At 68.7% G+C, this 17,176-nt stretch carries 12 protein-coding genes and 1 tRNA gene; 6 read left to right on the top strand and 7 right to left on the bottom strand.

The window, feature by feature from the left end; genetic code table 11:
• Window positions 1-3 precede the first annotated feature (3 nt).
• The gene (locus DKG75_RS18550) at window positions 4-498 is read right to left on the bottom strand and encodes a disulfide bond formation protein B (protein WP_109922655.1); all 495 of its coding nucleotides are present in this window, start codon (window positions 496-498) and stop codon (window positions 4-6) included.
• A 358-nt stretch (window positions 499-856) separates the two neighbouring features.
• Between DKG75_RS18550 and DKG75_RS18545 the strand changes: the two genes are divergently transcribed.
• Window positions 857-943: transfer RNA gene (locus DKG75_RS18545), tRNA-Leu, on the top strand.
• 95 nt (window positions 944-1,038) lie between these two features.
• On the opposite strand, the gene ahcY is transcribed toward DKG75_RS18545, so the two are convergent.
• Window positions 1,039-2,334: an adenosylhomocysteinase gene (gene ahcY, locus DKG75_RS18540; RefSeq protein WP_109922654.1), complete on the bottom strand. Its 1,296-nt coding sequence runs from the start codon at window positions 2,332-2,334 to the stop codon at window positions 1,039-1,041.
• Between the two features lie 195 nt (window positions 2,335-2,529).
• Between ahcY and DKG75_RS18535 the strand changes: the two genes are divergently transcribed.
• Entirely contained in the window at window positions 2,530-3,264 is a 735-nt protein-coding gene (locus tag DKG75_RS18535) for a DUF599 domain-containing protein (RefSeq protein ID WP_109922653.1), read from the top strand.
• 111 nt (window positions 3,265-3,375) lie between these two features.
• On the opposite strand, the gene DKG75_RS18530 is transcribed toward DKG75_RS18535, so the two are convergent.
• Entirely contained in the window at window positions 3,376-3,573 is a 198-nt protein-coding gene (locus DKG75_RS18530) for a hypothetical protein (protein WP_109922652.1), read from the bottom strand.
• Window positions 3,574-3,901: 328 nt separating this feature from the next.
• Window positions 3,902-4,549 carry an OmpW/AlkL family protein gene (locus tag DKG75_RS18525; RefSeq protein WP_208111886.1) on the bottom strand — a complete coding sequence of 216 codons (648 nt, stop codon included), beginning with the start codon at window positions 4,547-4,549 and terminating at the stop codon, window positions 3,902-3,904.
• 182 nt (window positions 4,550-4,731) lie between these two features.
• On the opposite strand from DKG75_RS18525, the gene hemN reads away from it, so the two are divergent.
• Complete coding sequence (gene hemN / locus DKG75_RS18520; protein ID WP_109922651.1) at window positions 4,732-6,066, top strand: oxygen-independent coproporphyrinogen III oxidase; 1,335 nt, start codon at window positions 4,732-4,734, stop codon at window positions 6,064-6,066.
• Between the two features lie 4 nt (window positions 6,067-6,070).
• On the opposite strand, the gene DKG75_RS18515 is transcribed toward hemN, so the two are convergent.
• Genes DKG75_RS18515 through DKG75_RS18505 form a run of 3 tightly spaced genes read right to left on the bottom strand, consistent with a single transcriptional unit; the run spans window position 6,071 to window position 9,794 of the window.
• Window positions 6,071-7,630 carry a sensor histidine kinase gene (locus DKG75_RS18515; protein ID WP_208111885.1) on the bottom strand — a complete coding sequence of 520 codons (1,560 nt, stop codon included), beginning with the start codon at window positions 7,628-7,630 and terminating at the stop codon, window positions 6,071-6,073.
• Window positions 7,615-8,352 carry a response regulator transcription factor gene (locus tag DKG75_RS18510; protein WP_243746405.1) on the bottom strand — a complete coding sequence of 246 codons (738 nt, stop codon included), beginning with the start codon at window positions 8,350-8,352 and terminating at the stop codon, window positions 7,615-7,617. Before DKG75_RS18510 ends, DKG75_RS18515 begins: the two co-directional genes overlap by 16 nt.
• Entirely contained in the window at window positions 8,349-9,794 is a 1,446-nt protein-coding gene (locus DKG75_RS18505; protein WP_166646267.1) for a DUF4153 domain-containing protein, read from the bottom strand. Before DKG75_RS18505 ends, DKG75_RS18510 begins: the two co-directional genes overlap by 4 nt.
• Before the next feature lie 325 nt (window positions 9,795-10,119).
• On the opposite strand from DKG75_RS18505, the gene DKG75_RS18500 reads away from it, so the two are divergent.
• The 3 genes from DKG75_RS18500 (at window position 10,120) to DKG75_RS18490 (ending at window position 17,101) form a co-directional block, all read left to right on the top strand.
• Window positions 10,120-13,443 (top strand): transglutaminase family protein, encoded by a 3,324-nt coding sequence (locus DKG75_RS18500; protein WP_109922647.1) that lies wholly within the window; start codon window positions 10,120-10,122, stop codon window positions 13,441-13,443.
• A gap of 158 nt (window positions 13,444-13,601) precedes the next feature.
• The gene (locus tag DKG75_RS18495) at window positions 13,602-16,190 is read left to right on the top strand and encodes a circularly permuted type 2 ATP-grasp protein (RefSeq protein ID WP_133636684.1); all 2,589 of its coding nucleotides are present in this window, start codon (window positions 13,602-13,604) and stop codon (window positions 16,188-16,190) included.
• Window positions 16,187-17,101, top strand: coding sequence for a transglutaminase family protein (locus DKG75_RS18490; protein WP_109922645.1), 915 nt, complete (start codon window positions 16,187-16,189; stop codon window positions 17,099-17,101). The genes DKG75_RS18495 and DKG75_RS18490 overlap by 4 nt, the downstream gene beginning before the upstream one ends.
• Window positions 17,102-17,176 lie beyond the last annotated feature (75 nt).

The raw sequence follows: 17,176 nt of genomic DNA, 5'->3' as shown, positions 1-17,176 counted from the left end.
GCCTCAGCGGCGCCGGGCGACGGCCAGGGCGCCCAGCCCGAGCCCGAGCGAGATCAGCGCGTTCCACCCGGCCATCGACAGGCCGAACAGCGACCAGGCGACATCGCCGCAGCGGACCACCGGCGCAGTCTCGATCTGGGACAGAAGATCCTGGACCGAGCCTGCCGTACTGCCGCCGCCACCGCAGGCGGCCAGCCCCTGCCACCAGCCCTGCTCGACCCCGACATGAAAGCCGGCGATCCCGACCCCGGCCACCAGCCCGACCAGGGCAAGCCCGAGGCCCAGCGCCGCCGGCAGGCCGCGCGGCAGCACCAGGGCGAGAACGGCGCCGGCCATGGCCGCGCCATGGGCCCAGCGCTGCCAGATGCATAATTCGCAAGGCGCCAGCCCGCCGCCATATTGGAACAGCAAGGCCCCGCCCAGCAGGGCGGCCGATCCGGCCAGCACCAGCGCCGCCCCCCGCCGCGCGCCCGATCCCGCTGCACCGCTTTTCCGCATCACCGAATCTCCAGCCGACCTGCTGCCCCAAGATACGATGGCCAAGCCACCCGATCCATCGCCCCCTGCCCCCCGCCCTCGTCGGAGGAAGCGCTTGCGCTCCCTGCCGCACGCTGTTATCTAGCCGATCTCCCCGGCCGGCCCCGCCGCCGGCGACACGCGCGGGCGTGGCGGAATTGGTAGACGCAGCGGACTCAAAAAGTGGTTTGTCTACCGTGCGACAGAATATCGCGGTGAATTGAAAAGCTGTTGTAGTTCAAGGAGTTGCCGGGGTAGGAGAAAAGCGGTCGAGGGAACCTCAAAAAGCGCTAGGTGCAGAATAGGTGCAGAGCGCGGAGGCTAGAATCGGCGGTAATGTGCGGGCGTGGCGGAATTGGTAGACGCAGCGGATTCAAAATCCGCCGTCCTTACGGATATGTCGGTTCGAGTCCGACCGCCCGCACCATGGTTTGCCTTGAATATCCGCTGCCGGAACGGAAAGGGCGGCACCTTGCGGCGCCGCCCCGGCCTCGACCTGAACCGCCGGCGGGCGGCGCTCGGTCAATAGCGGTAGTGTTCGGGCTTGTAGGGGCCGTCGACCTTGGCGCCGATATAGGCGGCCTGCTGTTCGGTCAGGCTGGTGAGCTTGGCGCCCAGCTTGGCCAGATGCAGGCGGGCGACCTTTTCGTCCAGGTGCTTCGGCAGCATGTAGACCTTGCGCTCGTAATTCTTGTGGTTCCCGAACAGTTCGATCTGGGCGATGACCTGGTTCGAGAAGGACGCCGACATCACGAAGCTGGGGTGCCCGGTGGCGCAGCCGAGGTTGACGAGGCGGCCCTCGGCCAGGACGATCAGGCGCTTGCCGTCGGGGAAGATCACCTCGTCCACCTGGGGCTTCACATTGTCCCACTGGTAGTTGCGGAGCGCGGCGATCTGGATCTCGCTGTCGAAGTGGCCGATGTTGCAGACGATCGCCCGGTCCTTCATCGCCCGCATGTGGTCGAGGGTGATCACGTCGATATTGCCGGTGGTGGTGACGAAGATGTCGCCGGCCGGGGCCGCCTCTTCCATGGTCACCACCTGATAGCCTTCCATCGCCGCCTGCAGGGCACAGATCGGGTCGATCTCGGTCACCATCACGCGGGCGCCCTGGCTGCGCAGCGAGGCGGCCGAGCCCTTGCCCACGTCGCCGTAGCCGGCGACGACGGCGACCTTGCCGGCCAGCATGACGTCGGTCGCGCGCTTGATGCCGTCGACCAGCGACTCGCGGCAGCCGTAGAGATTGTCGAACTTCGACTTGGTGACGCTGTCGTTCACATTGATCGCCGGCACCTTCAGCGTGCCCGCCTTGTACATTTCGTAGAGGCGGTGGACGCCCGTCGTCGTCTCTTCCGAGAGGCCGAAAACGCCGCCCATCAGTTCCGGATATTCATTGTGCATGAGAACGGTGAGGTCGCCGCCGTCGTCCAGGATCATGTTGGGGACCCAGCCGTCCGGGCCCTTCACGGTCTGGTGGATGCACCACCAGAATTCCTCTTCCGTCAGGCCCTTCCAGGCGAAGACCGGCACGCCGGCCGCCGCGATCGCCGCCGCCGCCTGGTCCTGGGTCGAGAAGATGTTGCACGACGACCAGCGCACCTCGGCGCCGAGCGCGGTCAGGGTCTCGATCAGCACCGCGGTCTGGATCGTCATGTGCAGGCAGCCGGCGATGCGGGCGCCCTTCAGCGGCTGGGCGGCGCCATATTCCTCGCGCAGCGCCATCAGGCCGGGCATTTCCGTCTCGGCGATGCGGATTTCCTTGCGCCCCCAGTCGGCAAGCGCGAGATCCTTGACCTTGAAATCGGTGAAAGCGGCCATGTCCATCATCCTCGGGCCGTGACGGGCAAGCCGGGCACGGCAGTTATACGCGGCTGCCCGCGTGGAATGGCCCTCTTCTACCAGCCTGCCCGGGGCGGCGCAACCACCGGGATAAAGATATCTTTATGTGTTGATGCATCTTCCGGTCACCGGCGGGCCGTGGCGCAGGCCCCGGGCCTGGGATAGGATCGGGTCATGCTCGACAGCCTTCTCGCCTCCCTTTTCGCCTTCGGCTTCACGGCGCCGGACCTGCTGGCTCTCGGCCTGTTCGGGGCGGTGTGGTTCGGCTACGAGCCGGGGCTGAACCTGGTCGGGCGGCGCTTCCGCACGATCAATTTCACCATGAAGGTGGTCCGGCGCCACTGGATGGAGAATATGGCGAAGCGCGAGATGCGGGTCGCCGATGCCGCCCTGATGGGCCATGTGATGAATTCGGCCGCCTTCTTCGCCTCGACCACGGTACTGATCGCGGCGGCCCTGCTCGGCGCCCTGGCCGGCCTCGACGGCTTGCAGCAGACGGTCGAGTCCCTCGATTTCACCACCAGGACGACGCGGGGCCTGTTCGAAGTGAAGGTGCTGCTGCCGCTTGCGGTTTTCGTCGCCGGCTTCTTCCGCTTCTCCTGGGCGCTGCGCCAGTTCAACTACGCGATCGCCCTGATCGGCGCCACCCCCGGGCCGCAGCAGGCCGAAAGGGCGGAAATGGACACGATGGCGGACCTGACGGCCGACGTCCTGTCGCAAGGGGCACAATCCTTCAACGGCGGCATCCGCGCCTATTATTTCGCCCTGGCGGCCCTGTTCTGGTTCGGCGGCCCCTATGCCTTCACGCTGGCGACGCTGGCCGTCGTCGTCACCTTGCTGCGGCGCCAGATCAGTTCGCGCACCGCCGTCGCCATCCGCAACGAGGCAAGAAAGCTGACCCGTTATTAAACATTTAAGGCAAAAGGGCTGCCCGGCACCCAAGCCGCACAGCCCTTTTCGCAGCCGGCCACCCCTGGGGGGCGCCGGCAAGCCCTGAGTGGGATCAGACCCTGAGATCGATCAGGCGGCGTGCGCGACGCTCTGATGCGCCCAGACCGAGCCGGCCAGGGTCTTCAGGGCGACTTCATATTCGCCTTCCAGGGCCAGTTCGCGGGCCTTGCGCTCGGCCCAGCGGAGGTGGCGGGCCTCGAACGTCTCGGTGGCGGTCACGACGTCGGTCGCCAGCACGCGGTCATTCTGCTTCAGTTCGATGATCATTTCAGAGTCTCGAATATCCAAGCCTTCGCCAGCCAAGGAGGGGACCGGCGCCCCAAGCCCGGATCAAGGACAGGATCGCTGCCCCACTTCCCGGCTTCCCCAGATAAACCCACCGGCCTTGGATGGGTTCCAGAAAACTTTCGCACAGGGGAATATTGCACTGCAATATTTCAATTTCGCGGCGGCAGCAGATTCTTCCCCCACCTTGGTCCAATCCCGGGCCATGCCGGCCACGCAAAAAAAGCGGCCCCGAAGGGCCGCTTGCCGAGAGAGCCGCGCGGGCGGCAGGGATGGGAGGAAACCGTCCGGCGTTTCGCCTCTCGAGTGATCAGAAGCGATAGCCGACGCCGAGGCCGACCAGCAGGGGGTTGATGTCGACATCGGCCTTGACCGCGCCGTTCACCTTCACGTCGGTCGACAGGAAGATCTGCTTCACGTCGACATTCAGCGCCCAATGGTCGTCGATGGCGAAATCGACGCCGGCCTGCAGGGCCCAGCCGAAATTATTGTCGTAGTCGACCGTGGTGCCCGACGGCTCGTCCTTGCCGTAGAAGATCGTGTAGTTCACGCCGACGCCCAGATAGGGGCGGATCTTCGCCTCGGGCGCGAAGTGATACTGCACCGTCAGGGTCGGCGGCAGCAGCCAGACGCTGCCGAGGTCGACGTCCGGCCCGGTCACCTTCACGTCGTGGGGCGTCGTGCCCAGGATCAGTTCGACCGCGATATTCTTGGTGAAGAAATAGGTGATGTCGAGTTCGGGCACCACGGAGTCGTCGATCGAGACGTCGGTGCTCGGCCCGAGAACCGGGTTGATCTTGTCCAGGTTTTCCTCGGGCAGCACGATCAGCGCCCGGCCGCGCACCATCCAGGGGCTCTGTTCGGCCGCCTGGGCACCGGTCGTCTGGATCAGGCCGCCCGCAAGACCGGCGGCGAGGACTGCGGCCGCCGGCAGGCCGGCCTTCAACATCTTCAGCATTGCTCTTCCCTCCTTGGCGACGGCGTCACGGCGTCACCTGCGGGATTGACAGTGCCCCCCGCACCAGGGTTAAGCGTTGATTAAGGTCAATCCCTTGCGGCTGCGACGAAATGGACCAGGGGCGTTCCGCAATCTTGACCTGGATCAAAGCAAGAAAAGGGCAGCGGGCGTTTCATCGTGTCATGGCCGACACACATCTCACTGCGCGCTTTCCGCGCTACACCAGCTTCCCCACCGCGCCGCATTTCCATGCCGGCATCGATGGCGAGACCTATGCGGACTGGCTGTACCGCCTGCCCGAGGACCGGGACCTGTCGCTGTACATCCATGTACCCTATTGCGACTCGCTGTGCTGGTTCTGCGGCTGTCACACCAAGGTGATGAACCGGGCGGCACCGGTAACACGCTATGTTACCGCCGTCGCCACCGAGGCCAGCCTGGTCGCCGAAAGCCTGGGCCGGCGGGCGCGCATCGCCCATCTCCATTTCGGCGGCGGCAGCCCGACGATCATGAGCCCGCAGGACATCGGCCACCTGATGCGCAGCCTGCACAACCGCTTCGTCATCGACGCCGGGACCGAGATCGCGGTCGAGATCGACCCCCGCGACCTCGACGAGCGCAAGCTCGACGCCTGGGCCGCCGCCGGCATGACCCGGGCCAGCATCGGCTGCCAGGACCTCGATCCCCGGGTCCAGCGGGCGATCAACCGCATCCAGCCCTTCACCGTGATCGCCCGCGCGGTCGAGGGCCTGCGCCGGCGCGGCGTGCAGTCGATCAACATCGACCTCGTCCACGGCCTGCCCTGGCAGACGGTCGAGGGCCTGCGCGAAACGGTGCGCGCCATCCTCAGCCTCGCGCCCGACCGCATCGCCCTGTTCGGCTATGCCCATGTCCCGCAGATGAAGCCGCACCAGCGCCTGATCCCGGTCGAAAGCCTGCCGGACGCCGCCGCCCGCCACGCCCAGGCCAGCACCGCCTTCGACATGATCGTCGCCGCCGGCTATGAGGCGATCGGCCTCGACCATTTCGCCCGGCCGGAGGATACGCTGGCCCGGGCCGCCGCCACCGGCCGGCTGCACCGCAATTTCCAGGGTTACACCACCGACGACGCCGGGGTCCTGATCGGCCTCGGCCCGTCGTCGATCGGCGAATTGCCCGGCGGCTATGTCCAGAACACGCCCGACGTCACCGCCTGGCACAAGGCGGTCGGCCAGGGCCTGTTCGCGACCGCCCGGGGCTTCGCCCTGTCGGCCGCCGACCGCCTGCGCCGCAGCGTGATCGAACGCCTGATGTGCGATTACCAGGTCGATGTCGATCATGTCGCCGCCCAGCTGCGCCTCGATCCCGCCCTGGTCGGCGACGCCTGGCCGCGGCTGGCCGCCCTCGGCGACGAGGTCGAGATCAGGGGCCGCCGTGTCGCCATCCCACCCGAGGCCCGCGCCCTGGTGCAGAAGATCGCCGCCTGTTTCGACGACCGCTTCACCGCCCCCGAGCCGCTGGCCGGCCGCGCCGCCTGAAGGTTCAGGCGGCGGGCAGCGACAGGCGGAAGCAGGTCCCGGCCGGGGCAGACACCAGGTCGAGATCGGCCCTGCCGTTGCGCAGCAAAGCCCGGGCGATGGCGAGGCCGAGGCCGGTGCCGCCGCTGGCCCGCCTGGTCGTGAAGAAGGGTTCGAACAGGCGGTCGCGGTCGCCGGGGGCGATCCCCGCGCCGTCGTCCGCCACTGTGATCGTTACCATCCCCCCGGCTGCCCGGACGTCCAAGGTTACCCGGCGGGCACCCGCCTGCCGGCTGTTCTCGAACAGGATGGAGAAGACCGCTTCGAGGACATCCTCCGCGATCGCCGCCGCCGGCCAGGGCGGGGCCGGCAGCTCGACCGCGAAACCTTCGCCCGCCAGGGCATCCGCCGCCCGCCGGCAGGGCACGGCGGGATCGACGGGACCCGGGGCCGCCGCCACCGCCATATCGGCCCGCGCCAGCGACAGCAGCCGCCCGACCAGCCGGTTGAGACGGCCCGCATCGGCCAGGGCATTGGCGATGAAATGCCGGCGCTCGGCCTCGGTCATGGCCGCGCCGTGGTCTTCCAGCAACTCCAGCGCGCCGCGGATGCCGGCCAGCGGCGTCTTGAACTCGTGGCTGACCGCCCGGGCGAAATCGCGGAGATAGTTGGAACGCTGCTCGATCCGCGCCGCCATGATGCGGAAATCGTGGAACAGGGCGCGGATCTCCACCGCCGCGGTCGGCGGCGTTTCGGGCAGGACATGGCCGCCGGCGGCAATGGTCGCGGTCGCCCGGCCCAGGGCGTCGATCGGCCGAGTGATGGTGCGCGACAGCACGCCCGCGACGGCGACGATGACGGCCAGCCCGGCGACGACGCCGAGCGCGATCTTGCCGAGATCGTCGTAAAGCCCGCGGAACAGCCCGCGCGGCGAACGCGACAGCAGCAAGACCGCCCGCACCTCGCCGCCGGAGACCACCGGCAGGGTGTAATGCACGCGGATCGCCGCCGCCCGGCTGAGCATTTCGAGGGCATAGCGCGGCTCGTAGTCGCCGCGCCGGCGCAGCACGGTGGACGCCGCCCCCGCCAGCGCCGCCCGCACCTCCGCCACCGTGCCGTAGGAAAGCCCGAGATCGTCCCGTCCGAGGACGACCACGCCCCGGGCATCGAGCACGCGGACGGCGGCGAGCGTGGTCAGCACCGCCCGCTCGACCACCGGCGCGACCGCCCTCGCCGCTGCCCCGAGGGCCGGATCGGCGGCCCCAGCCGCCACCGCCGGCGGCCGTTCCGCCAGGATTTCCATGGTGTTCAGGTCGATGGTCAGGGGCCGGGGGGCATAGGCCGGGGCATCGGCCGGCGCCGGTGGCGGCACGCCCAGGGCGTTCAGCAGGGCGGCCTCGATCACCGCCGCCTGGGCGATCAGTTCCGCCTCGGTCTGGCGCACCAGGGTGTTTTCGTAGACGCGCAGGAAAATCGCGCCGAGCGCCGGCAGCAAAGCGACGAAGAGCAGGACGGCGGTCAGGATGGCGCGCAGGCGCAGGGGCGGCCAGCGGCGCTTGACCGCATCCTTCAGGCGGGCGAGCACGTCGGCCCGTCGCCCCGGCAGGGGCCGATCCTGTAACCGATGCCGGCCCGGGTCTCGATCGCGTCGCCGAGGCCGGCGGCGGCGCATTTCCGCCGGATGTGGCGGATATGGCTGTCGATGGTGCGGTCGGTGACGGCAAAGCCGGGCCCGTGCAGCCGGTCGATGATCTCGTCGCGGGAAAAGACCTTGCCCGGGGCCGCCGCCAGGGCCGCCAGCACCTGGAACTCGGTCCGCGTCAGGCCGAGGTCGCGGCCCCCCGCGGTCGCCGCCCAGGCCGGCAGGTCGAGGTGCAGCAGGCCGTGGCGGAGGGCCGGGGCCGCCGGGGCGGCGCCATCCGGCCGCCGGCTGCGCTTCAGGATGGCGCCGATGCGGGCGACCACTTCCCGGGGCGAGAAGGGTTTCACCACATAGTCGTCGGCGCCCAGTTCGATGCCGATGATGCGGTCGATCTCGTCGTCGCGCGACGACAGGAACAGGATCGGCAGGTCGCCGCCCGCGCGCAGGCGCCGGCAGACCTCCAGCCCGTCGAGGCGGGGCATGTTGATGTCGAGGACGACGAGGTCGGGCGCCGCCGTCGCGACCATGGCAAGGGCCGCCTCGCCCTCCGCCGCCTCGGCAGGGGCATAGCCCGCCTTCGCCAGGGCGAAGGCCAGCAGTTCGCGGATATGGGGATCGTCGTCGACGATCAGGATGCGCTTGGCCATGGCCGCCATCACTGTCATTCCCGGCCCTCCCGGTCAATCAGGCGCTTCGCTTCGGCAAGGCGCCGCGCCCCCAGGAAACTCCACTCGGCCGGCCGCGCCTGCCGGCGTTCCAGGCAAGCCAGCAGGCGCTGGCGCAGGGCCGCGGCCCGGCGGCGCATATCGTCCGGGGCGTCGCTCCGCTCCAGGGCGAGCAGGGGCAGCAGGGCGGCATCGCCCAATTGATCAAGGTAATCCCAGTCGAGCGCAACCCCCTGCCCCGTCCGTTCCAGATTGTGGCGCGTGTTCCAGCCGGCGACCACCGCCGCCGGATCGATCGCCAGCAGGAACAGGAGCACGGTCGCCCCGGCGGCCGCGGCATTGGCGTTGATCAGCCAGGCGCCGCTGCGCCCGGCCAGCAGCCGGAAGCAGATCAGGCCGAGCCCGAGCGCCACCAGTGCCATCCAGACCAGGGCCAGCAGGCGCAGTTCGGTCAGGGAATAGGCGTCGATATAGGCGAGGGTGCGGCGCAGGCTGGAGGCGACCAGCAGGATATTCTGCCCGATCCACAGCACCACCAGCCGGCGCAGCAGGGGATCCGCCGCCGTCCGCGTCCCCGGGCGCAGGGCGGCCAGCACGAAAAGCCCGGCCAGCAAGGCGGTGAAGATCAGCGGATAGGCGCCGCGGTGGGCATAGGCCGCCAGGGTGACGCCCTCGGGCAGCGCCGCCCCGCTCCACAGAAATGCCAGATCCAGGGTGTTCTCGATGGCGAACAGCAGGTTGAACAGCAGCAGGGACAGGCGCACCGAGGCGGTGGAAACCCCCGGCCATTCCACCGGCCGCCGGCTTTGCCGCACCCGCCAGCGCAGCCGCGCGGGCCGGAGCAGCCCATAGGCGAACAGGAAGCAGACACCCCAGAACAGCAGCCGTCCCGGCGTCACCCCGCCCAGCAGGGACCAGGGCGTCAGCGCCGACAGCGCCTGTTCGACCAGGGGATTGGCACTCGAGAACAGCAGCAGGAAGAGCAGGCCGCCCCCCAGCGGCAGGGCCAGAAGCCCCAGCACCTGGCCGAAACCGGGCCCCGGCCCCAGCCGCCCGCGGATCTGCGCCAGGGCGATGCCGAGCGACACCGGCGTCAGCGCGCCGCGCCAGACGACGGCCCGAAGGCCGCGCCAGGCATCGAGTCGCGCCGGCGCCCGGGGCAGCAGGGCCGCCGCCCCGACCGCTGGCACGAAAAGGACGGCGGCCAGGGCCCCCGGCCGCTCGACCAGCGCCGCCAGCAGGAGAAGGGCCAGCGCCAGCACGCCCAGGGCCGGACGGTGGCGCAGCACCTCCGGCCGTGCCGCCAGCAGGGCCACGATCAGGCAAAACCCGAACAGGGCTGAGGCAAGGCCCGAGAACGGCCCGAACAGGAACAGGTCGCCGGCCGCCGCCAGCAGCAGGGCAAGGCCGATCCGCGACCAGAAGGAAAAGCGCAGGGACATGAACCACCTCCGCCCCGGACCCTGGCAGCCGGATGCGCAGGCCGCTGCGCCCCTCCCGCGTCTTTCCCGTGCCGGCGCGGTGCAGAACGGGTGCAGGGCGGCCCCGCTGCCGGTGTCGCCCTGCATCCGGGCACTTTTGACCAACGAACGGGCAGACACCCATCCGCTGCACAAGATACGTTCACCCCTCGACGCCGGGGCCATCTTCGGGTTCAATCGGGGGCAACGATAATTTCAAAACTTCGCCCCCGGACCCTCGGCCGGGCGGCATCGTGTCATTGGTCTTTTGTGCCGGTGCCCCGCGCACCGCGATTTCGGAGCGAGCATGACCATCAGGGTGGCCCTCAACCACAAGACGACCTACAAGTACGACCGTCTGGTCAATCTTGGACCGCAGACCATCCGGCTGCGCCCGGCGCCGCATTGCCGGACGCCGGTGACCGGCTATTCGCTGCGCCTCACGCCCAGCGTGCATTTCCTGAACTGGCAGCAGGACCCGCAGTCGAATTATCTCGCCCGCGTGGTCTTCCCCGAAAAGACCCGGGAATTCGAGGTCGAGGTCGATCTGGTCGCCGAACTGGCGATCATCAATCCCTTCGATTTCTTCCTGGAAAAGACGGCGGAACGCGCCCCCTTCACCTATGAGCCGAAGCTCGCCCACGAACTGAAGCCCTATCTCGAGATCGAGCCGGCGGGCCCCGAGCTTGCCGCCATCCTGGCCAAGGTCGACCGGCGCGAGCGCGGCACGGTGGATTTCCTGGTCGATCTCAACCGTCTCGTGCATCGCCACGTCTCCTATGTCATCCGCATGGAGCCGGGGGTGCAGACGCCCGAGGAGACGCTGACCCTGAAGAAGGGCAGCTGCCGCGATTCGGCCTGGCTGCTCGTCCACATGCTGCGCCACCTGAAGCTGGCGGCGCGTTTCGTCTCCGGTTACCTGATCCAGCTGGCGCCGGACGTGAAATCGCTGGACGGGCCTTCCGGCACCGAGGTCGATTTCACCGATCTCCACGCCTGGACCGAGGTCTACCTGCCCGGCGCCGGCTGGGTCGGGCTCGACCCGACCTCCGGCCTCTTCGCCGGCGAGGGCCATATCCCGCTCGCCTGCTCGCCCGAACCGGGCAGTGCGGCGCCGATCACCGGCATCGTCGACGAGGCGGGGGTCGAATTCGACTTCTCGATGAAGATCACCCGCATCGAGGAGGCGGCCCGCGTCACCAAGCCCTATTCCGAGGAGCAATGGGAGGCGATCGTCGCCGCCGGCGACGCGGTCGAGGAACGGCTGGTCGCCGGCGACGTGCGCCTGACCATGGGCGGCGAGCCGACTTTCGTCTCGATCGACGATTTCGACGGCCCCGAATGGAACACCGAGGCCCTGGGCCCGACCAAGCGCGGCCTCGCCAACACGCTGGTCCGCAAATTGAAGGACCGCTATGCCCCCGGCGGCGTGCTGCACTATGGCCAGGGCAAGTGGTATCCGGGCGAAAGCCTGCCGCGATGGGCGCTCGGCTGCTACTGGCGCGCCGATGGCGAGCCCCTGTGGCAGGACCAGAAATACCTGGCCGACGAGAATGTGAATTACGGCATCACCCTCGAACGGGCCGAGGACTTCCTCCAGACCCTGGCGGCCAAGCTCAAGGTCTCGCCGGACAATACGCTCGCCGCCTTCGAGGACCCCTGGTACTGGATGTGGCGCGAGCGGCGCCTGCCGATCAATGTCGATCCCCTCGAAAACCATATCGAGGACGCGGAAGAGCGCGAGCGCATGAGCCGCGTCTTCGACAAGGGCCTCGACACGCCGACCGGTTTCGTCCTCCCGCTCGAATGCTGGATGACGGTGGAAGGGCCGCTGTGGCAGGCGAAACCCTGGAAGTTCCGCTCGAAGCGCGTCTTCCTCACCCCCGGCGATTCGCCGGTCGGCTATCGCCTGCCGCTGCAAAGCCTGCCCTGGGTGAGACCGGAGGATTACCCCTACCACTTCGAGGAGGATCCCTTCGCGCCGCGCCCGCCGCTGGCCCCCGCAGGCCAGTCCGCGACGGTGACGGTCCAGGTGCCCGGCCGCCTGCCGGTGCGCCCGCTGCCGCCGCCCGACCCGCGCTGGCCGACCCAGCCGGCGGGCAATTTCGTCGGCGTCTCCATGCCCGGCGTGATCCGGACCGCCCTTTCGGTCGAGGTGCGGAACGGCCGCCTCTATATCTTCATGCCGCCCCAGTCCTATCTCGAAGCCTGGGTCGACCTGATCGCCCGGATCGAGGAGACCGCGGTCGAACTCGACATGCCGGTGGTCCTCGAAGGTTACGGCCCGCCCAAGGACTGGCGCCTGAGGAATATCATGGTAACGCCGGACCCGGGCGTGATCGAGGTGAACATCCACCCCTCGAAGACCTGGCGGGAACTGGTCGATCTCACCACGACGCTCTACGAGGATGCGCGCCAGACCCGCCTCGCCTCGGAAAAATTCATGGTCGACGGGCGCCATGTCGGCACCGGCGGCGGCAACCATATCGTGGTCGGCGGCGCGCGGCCGGAGGACAGCCCCTTCCTGCGCCGGCCGCACCTGCTGCGCAGCCTGCTGTCCTACTGGCAGAACCACCCGAGCCTGTCCTACCTGTTCTCGGGCATGTTCATCGGCCCGACCAGCCAGGCGCCGCGCATCGACGAGGCCCGGCATGATTCGCTCTACGAGCTGGAGATCGCCTTCCGCCAGGTGCCCGACCATACGGACGTGCCGTCCTGGCTGGTCGACCGCCTGTTCCGCCACCTGCTGGCGGATGTGACCGGCAATACCCACCGCTCGGAATTCTGCATCGACAAGCTGTTCTCGCCCGATTCCTCGTCCGGGCGGCTCGGGCTGCTCGAACTCCGCGCCTTCGAAATGCCGCCCCACGCCCGCATGTCCTGCGTGCAGCAGCTGATCCTCAGGGCGCTGATCGCGCATTTCTGGGACCACCCCTATCCGCCGCGGCTGGTGCGCTGGGGCACGGAACTGCACGACCGTTTCCTCCTCCCGCATTTCGTGTCGGAGGATCTGGACGATGTCGTCGCCGACCTCAACCAATGGGGCGTCGCCTTCGAGCGCTCATGGCTGGAACCGCATTTCGAATTCCGCTTCCCCCATTACGGCACCATTCACCAGCGCGGCCTGACCCTGGAACTGCGCCAGGCGCTGGAACCCTGGCATGTGCTGGGCGAGGAAGGCATGGCCGGCGGCACCGTCCGCTTCGTCGACAGTTCGGTCGAACGCATCCAGGTGAAGGTGAACGGCATGACCGACGGGCGCCATGCGGTCGCGGTCAACGGCTATCGCGTGCCCCTGACCAATACCGGGCGCGAGGGCGAATATGTCGCCGCCGTGCGCTTCCGGGCGTGGCAGCCGGCCTCGGCCCTGCACCCGACCATTCCACCCCACGGGCCGCTGGTGTTCGACATCGTCGACGAATGGTCGGGCCGGGCGATCGGCGGCTGCACCTATCACGTCTCGCACCCGGGCGGGCGCAACTTCGTCACCGCCCCGGTCAATGCCTATGAGGCGGAAGGCCGCCGCCTCGCCCGCTTCTTCGGCTTCGGCCATACGCCGGGACCGATGACGCTGGGGCCGGTCGAAGTGTCGCGGGAATTCCCCCTGACCCTGGACCTGCGCCGCCAGTAAGGCTTTGCCCGGCGCCGGACCGACGTCCGGCGCCGGCAAATGACTGTGTTCGACAGGTGATTGACCGGATAATACCGGCAATTGACTGCATCAATTCTCTCCAGGAATGATCGTGAAAAACCGTGGCGGCCCCGGACCTGCCTGATACGATGAGTCGCGTGAGTCTAGCGACCGAACCCACAAGCCCCGAGGACGGGGCCCAGATCCCCCTGCCCTTGCCCGGCGCCCCCCTGGCGGCCGACGGGCAGGCTGCGGCCTTTTACCGGCCCGCCCCCGGCACTTACGACGAATGCGTGGACGGCCAGGGCCAGCTGCGCCCCCATTGGGCCGAACTGGTGGAAAGCCTCGAAGACCTGGGCCCCCGGGAATTCGGCCAGCGCACCGCCCGCGCCCGCCAGTTGCTGCACGACAACGGCGTCACCTACAATGTCTATGGCGACCCGCGGAATGCCGCCCGCGCGATCGAACTGGACCTCGTCCCCCTCGTCATCTCGGAGGAGGAATGGGCCGGGATCGAGCGGGGCCTGATCCAGCGCGGGCGCCTGATGAATGCCCTGCTGGGCGATCTCTACGGTGCCCAGCGCACCTTGAAGGACGGCGTGCTGCACCCGGGCGTCGTTCTCGCCAATCCGGATTACCTGCGCCCCCTGGCCGGTTTCCGGCCGCCGGGCGATCTCTGGCTGCATGTCTATGCGGTCGATCTGGTGCGCGGGGCGGACGGCCGCTGGCTGGTGGTGGGCGACCGCACGCGGACCCCGGCCGGCCCCGGCTATGCCCTCGAGAACCGCATCATCACCTCGCGCTCCCTGGCCGAGACTTATCGCGCCATGAAGGTGAAGCGCCTGGCCTCGTGGTTCGGCACGCTGCGGCAGACGCTGCGCAACCTCGCGCCCTGGACGCGCTATCCGCGCATCGTGCTGCTCACCCCCGGGCCCTATAACGAGACGTATTTCGAGCACGCCTATCTCGCCCGCTACCTCGGCTATACGCTGGTCGAGGGCAACGACCTGACGGTGCGCGGCGACCGGGTGTTCCTGAAGACCCTGGGCGGCCTCGAACCGGTCGACGTCATCCTGCGCCGGGTCGACGACGATTTCTGCGATCCCCTGGAATTGCGCGGCGATTCGACGCTGGGCGTGGCCGGCCTCGTCCAGGCGGTGCTGGCCGGCCATGTGGTGGTGGCCAATGCGCTCGGCGCCGGCCTGGTCGAGACGCCGGCCCTGCTGCCCTTCGTGCCCGCCCTGTCGCGCCACCTGCTGGGCGAGGACCTGCTGCTGCCCAATCTCGAAACCGTTTGGGCGGGCGAGCCCCAGGGCCGCGCCCGGCTGACCGCGAAATCCAGCGCCTATGCGCTGCGCCCGGCCTTCCCCAGGATCGGCGTGGCGCCGCCCGCCGATCTCGAGGCCTGGAACCACCATCTCGACGAACACGCCTATGACGCCGTGGGCCAGGCGCCGGTGCGGCTGTCGACCGCCCCCGGCTATACCGCCGCCGGCGTAGCGCCCCAGCCCGTCGTGCTGCGCGCCTTCCTGACCGCGACCGACAGGGGCTTCTCGGTCATGCCCGGGGCCCTGGTCCGGGTGGCGCCCACCGCCGACCGGCCGCTGCTGCGGCTTCAGCAATGGGGCCTGTCCAAGGATGCCTGGGTGCTGTCGGCAAGCCCGGTCGAACAATTCAGCCTGCTGCGCTCGCCCGATACCACGGTCGAGGTCAAGCGCCAGGGCAACAACCTGCCCAGCCGGGTGGCCGACGATCTCTATTGGGTCGGGCGCTATGCCGAACGGGCGGAATTCGGCGTCCGCGCCTTCCGCGCCGTGATCCAGCGCCTGATCGACGGCGGCAGCCTGGTCGGCCAGGGCGAATTGGGCCCGGGTGCCGCCTTCCTCGCCATGGTCGGGGAAATCCCCGCCGAACTGGCTGATCTCGCGACCACGGACCGGGCGGAATTCGATGCCCAGCTGCTGCCCGTGCTGACCGACGAATTCCGCGCCACCGGCTTCACCTCGGCGGTGCGGCGCCTCAACATGAACACCGGCATGGTGCGCGATCGCCTGTCGGTGGACATGACCCGCGTGCTGCTCCAGCTGAACGGCCAGATCGACCGGGTGCGCAAGGCGACGCCGGGGGATTACGTCGGCCTGCTCGACTGTTTCGATTCCCTGGTCGCCTCGATGGCGGCGCTGTCGGGCCTCGGCATGGAGAACATGACCCGGGGCCAGGCCTGGCGCTTCATGGACCTGGGCCGGCGGGTGGAACGGGCGCTGATCGCCATTTCCCTGGTGCGCGGCCTCGTCATGGGCGGCGACGAGGGCGACATGCGCGCCCTCGACCTCGCCCTCGACATCGCCGACAGTTTCATGACCTATCGGGCGCGCTATTTCACCGGCGCCCAATTCGCCCCCGTGCTCGACCTCCTGCTGCTCGACGAGGCCAACCCCCGCTCGCTCGCCCGTCAGATGTGGGCGATCGCCGACCATGTCGAGAATCTCCCGCGGGAAAAGGGCGCCTTCGGCTCGGGCGCCGCCCGCCTGCTGGCCCAGACCGCGCTCGCCGAATTGCGCGGGGCCGAGATCCAGCGCCTGGCCGGCACCGCATCCGATGGCCGCAACACCGAATTATCGGCCCTGCTCGATGCGGTCGGCGTCACCCTGCCCGAGCTTTCGGACATTATTTCCCAGACCTATTTCAGCCATGCCCTGGCCGTCCGGCCGGGCGGGCCGATCCGCAGCACGGCGATGACGCCATGATCCGCTATCAGGCCCGGCACAATACGGTCTACGACTATGGCGAGGCGGTGACCCTCGCCCATCATCTCGCCCATCTGAAGCCGCGGCCGGTCGGGCGCCAGGAGGTGCTGCGCCACGAATTGCGCGTGGTCCCGGAGCCGACCACCTGGAACGAGCGCACCGACGGCTTCGGCAATCCGATCGTGCAATTCGCGATCGAGGAACCGCACCAGCGCCTGATCGTCGAATCCCTGATCGAGGTCGAGATCAGGACCGAAACCCCGCCCGCGCCGGATTCGCGCCCGGCCTGGGACGTACTGCGCGCCCGCCTCGACGAGGCGGGGCCGGAGACGCTGGGCCTGCATTCCTTCCGCGAGAATTCGATCCTGATCGAACTCGCCGCTGAATTCGCCGACTTCGCCCGCCCCGACTTTCCCGCCGGGCGCCCGATCATCGAGGCGGTCGCCGCCTTCAATGCCCGCATCCACCGCGACTTCGCCTTCGATCCCCAGGCGACCACGGTGACCACCCCCCCGCGCGAGGTGCTGCGGGTGAAACGCGGCGTGTGCCAGGACTTCGCCCATCTGATGATCGCCTGCCTGCGCTCGCTGGGCCTGCCCGCCTGCTATGTCAGCGGTTACCTGCGGACCACGCCGCCGCCCGGCCGGCCGCGCCTCGTCGGCTCGGACCAGTCGCATGCCTGGGTCGCGGTCTGGATCGGTGGCGGCGACTGGCTGGAACTCGATCCCACCAATGATTGCATCCCCTCGGTCGATCATATTACCGTCGCCCATGGCCGCGACTACGACGACGTCGCGCCCTTGCGCGGGATCATCGTCGGCGGCGGGCCGCACCGGCTCCAGGTCGGCGTCGACGTCGTGCCGCTGAAAGATGGGGCAGCGCCGAAAAATTATGCAGATGGGAAGCCCTGAATAGGTCGTGCCGATTTTTGATGCGGTGCATCCGAATAGTTTGCTAGGCTCGATTCAGGGTTGATGCGAGGGCTT

The sequence above is a fragment of the Zavarzinia compransoris genome, from assembly GCF_003173055.1.
Lineage (GTDB): Bacteria > Pseudomonadota > Alphaproteobacteria > Zavarziniales > Zavarziniaceae > Zavarzinia > Zavarzinia compransoris.
The sequence above is the reverse complement of the archived record's forward strand: the minus strand, read 5'-3'. Positions and strand labels throughout refer to the sequence as shown.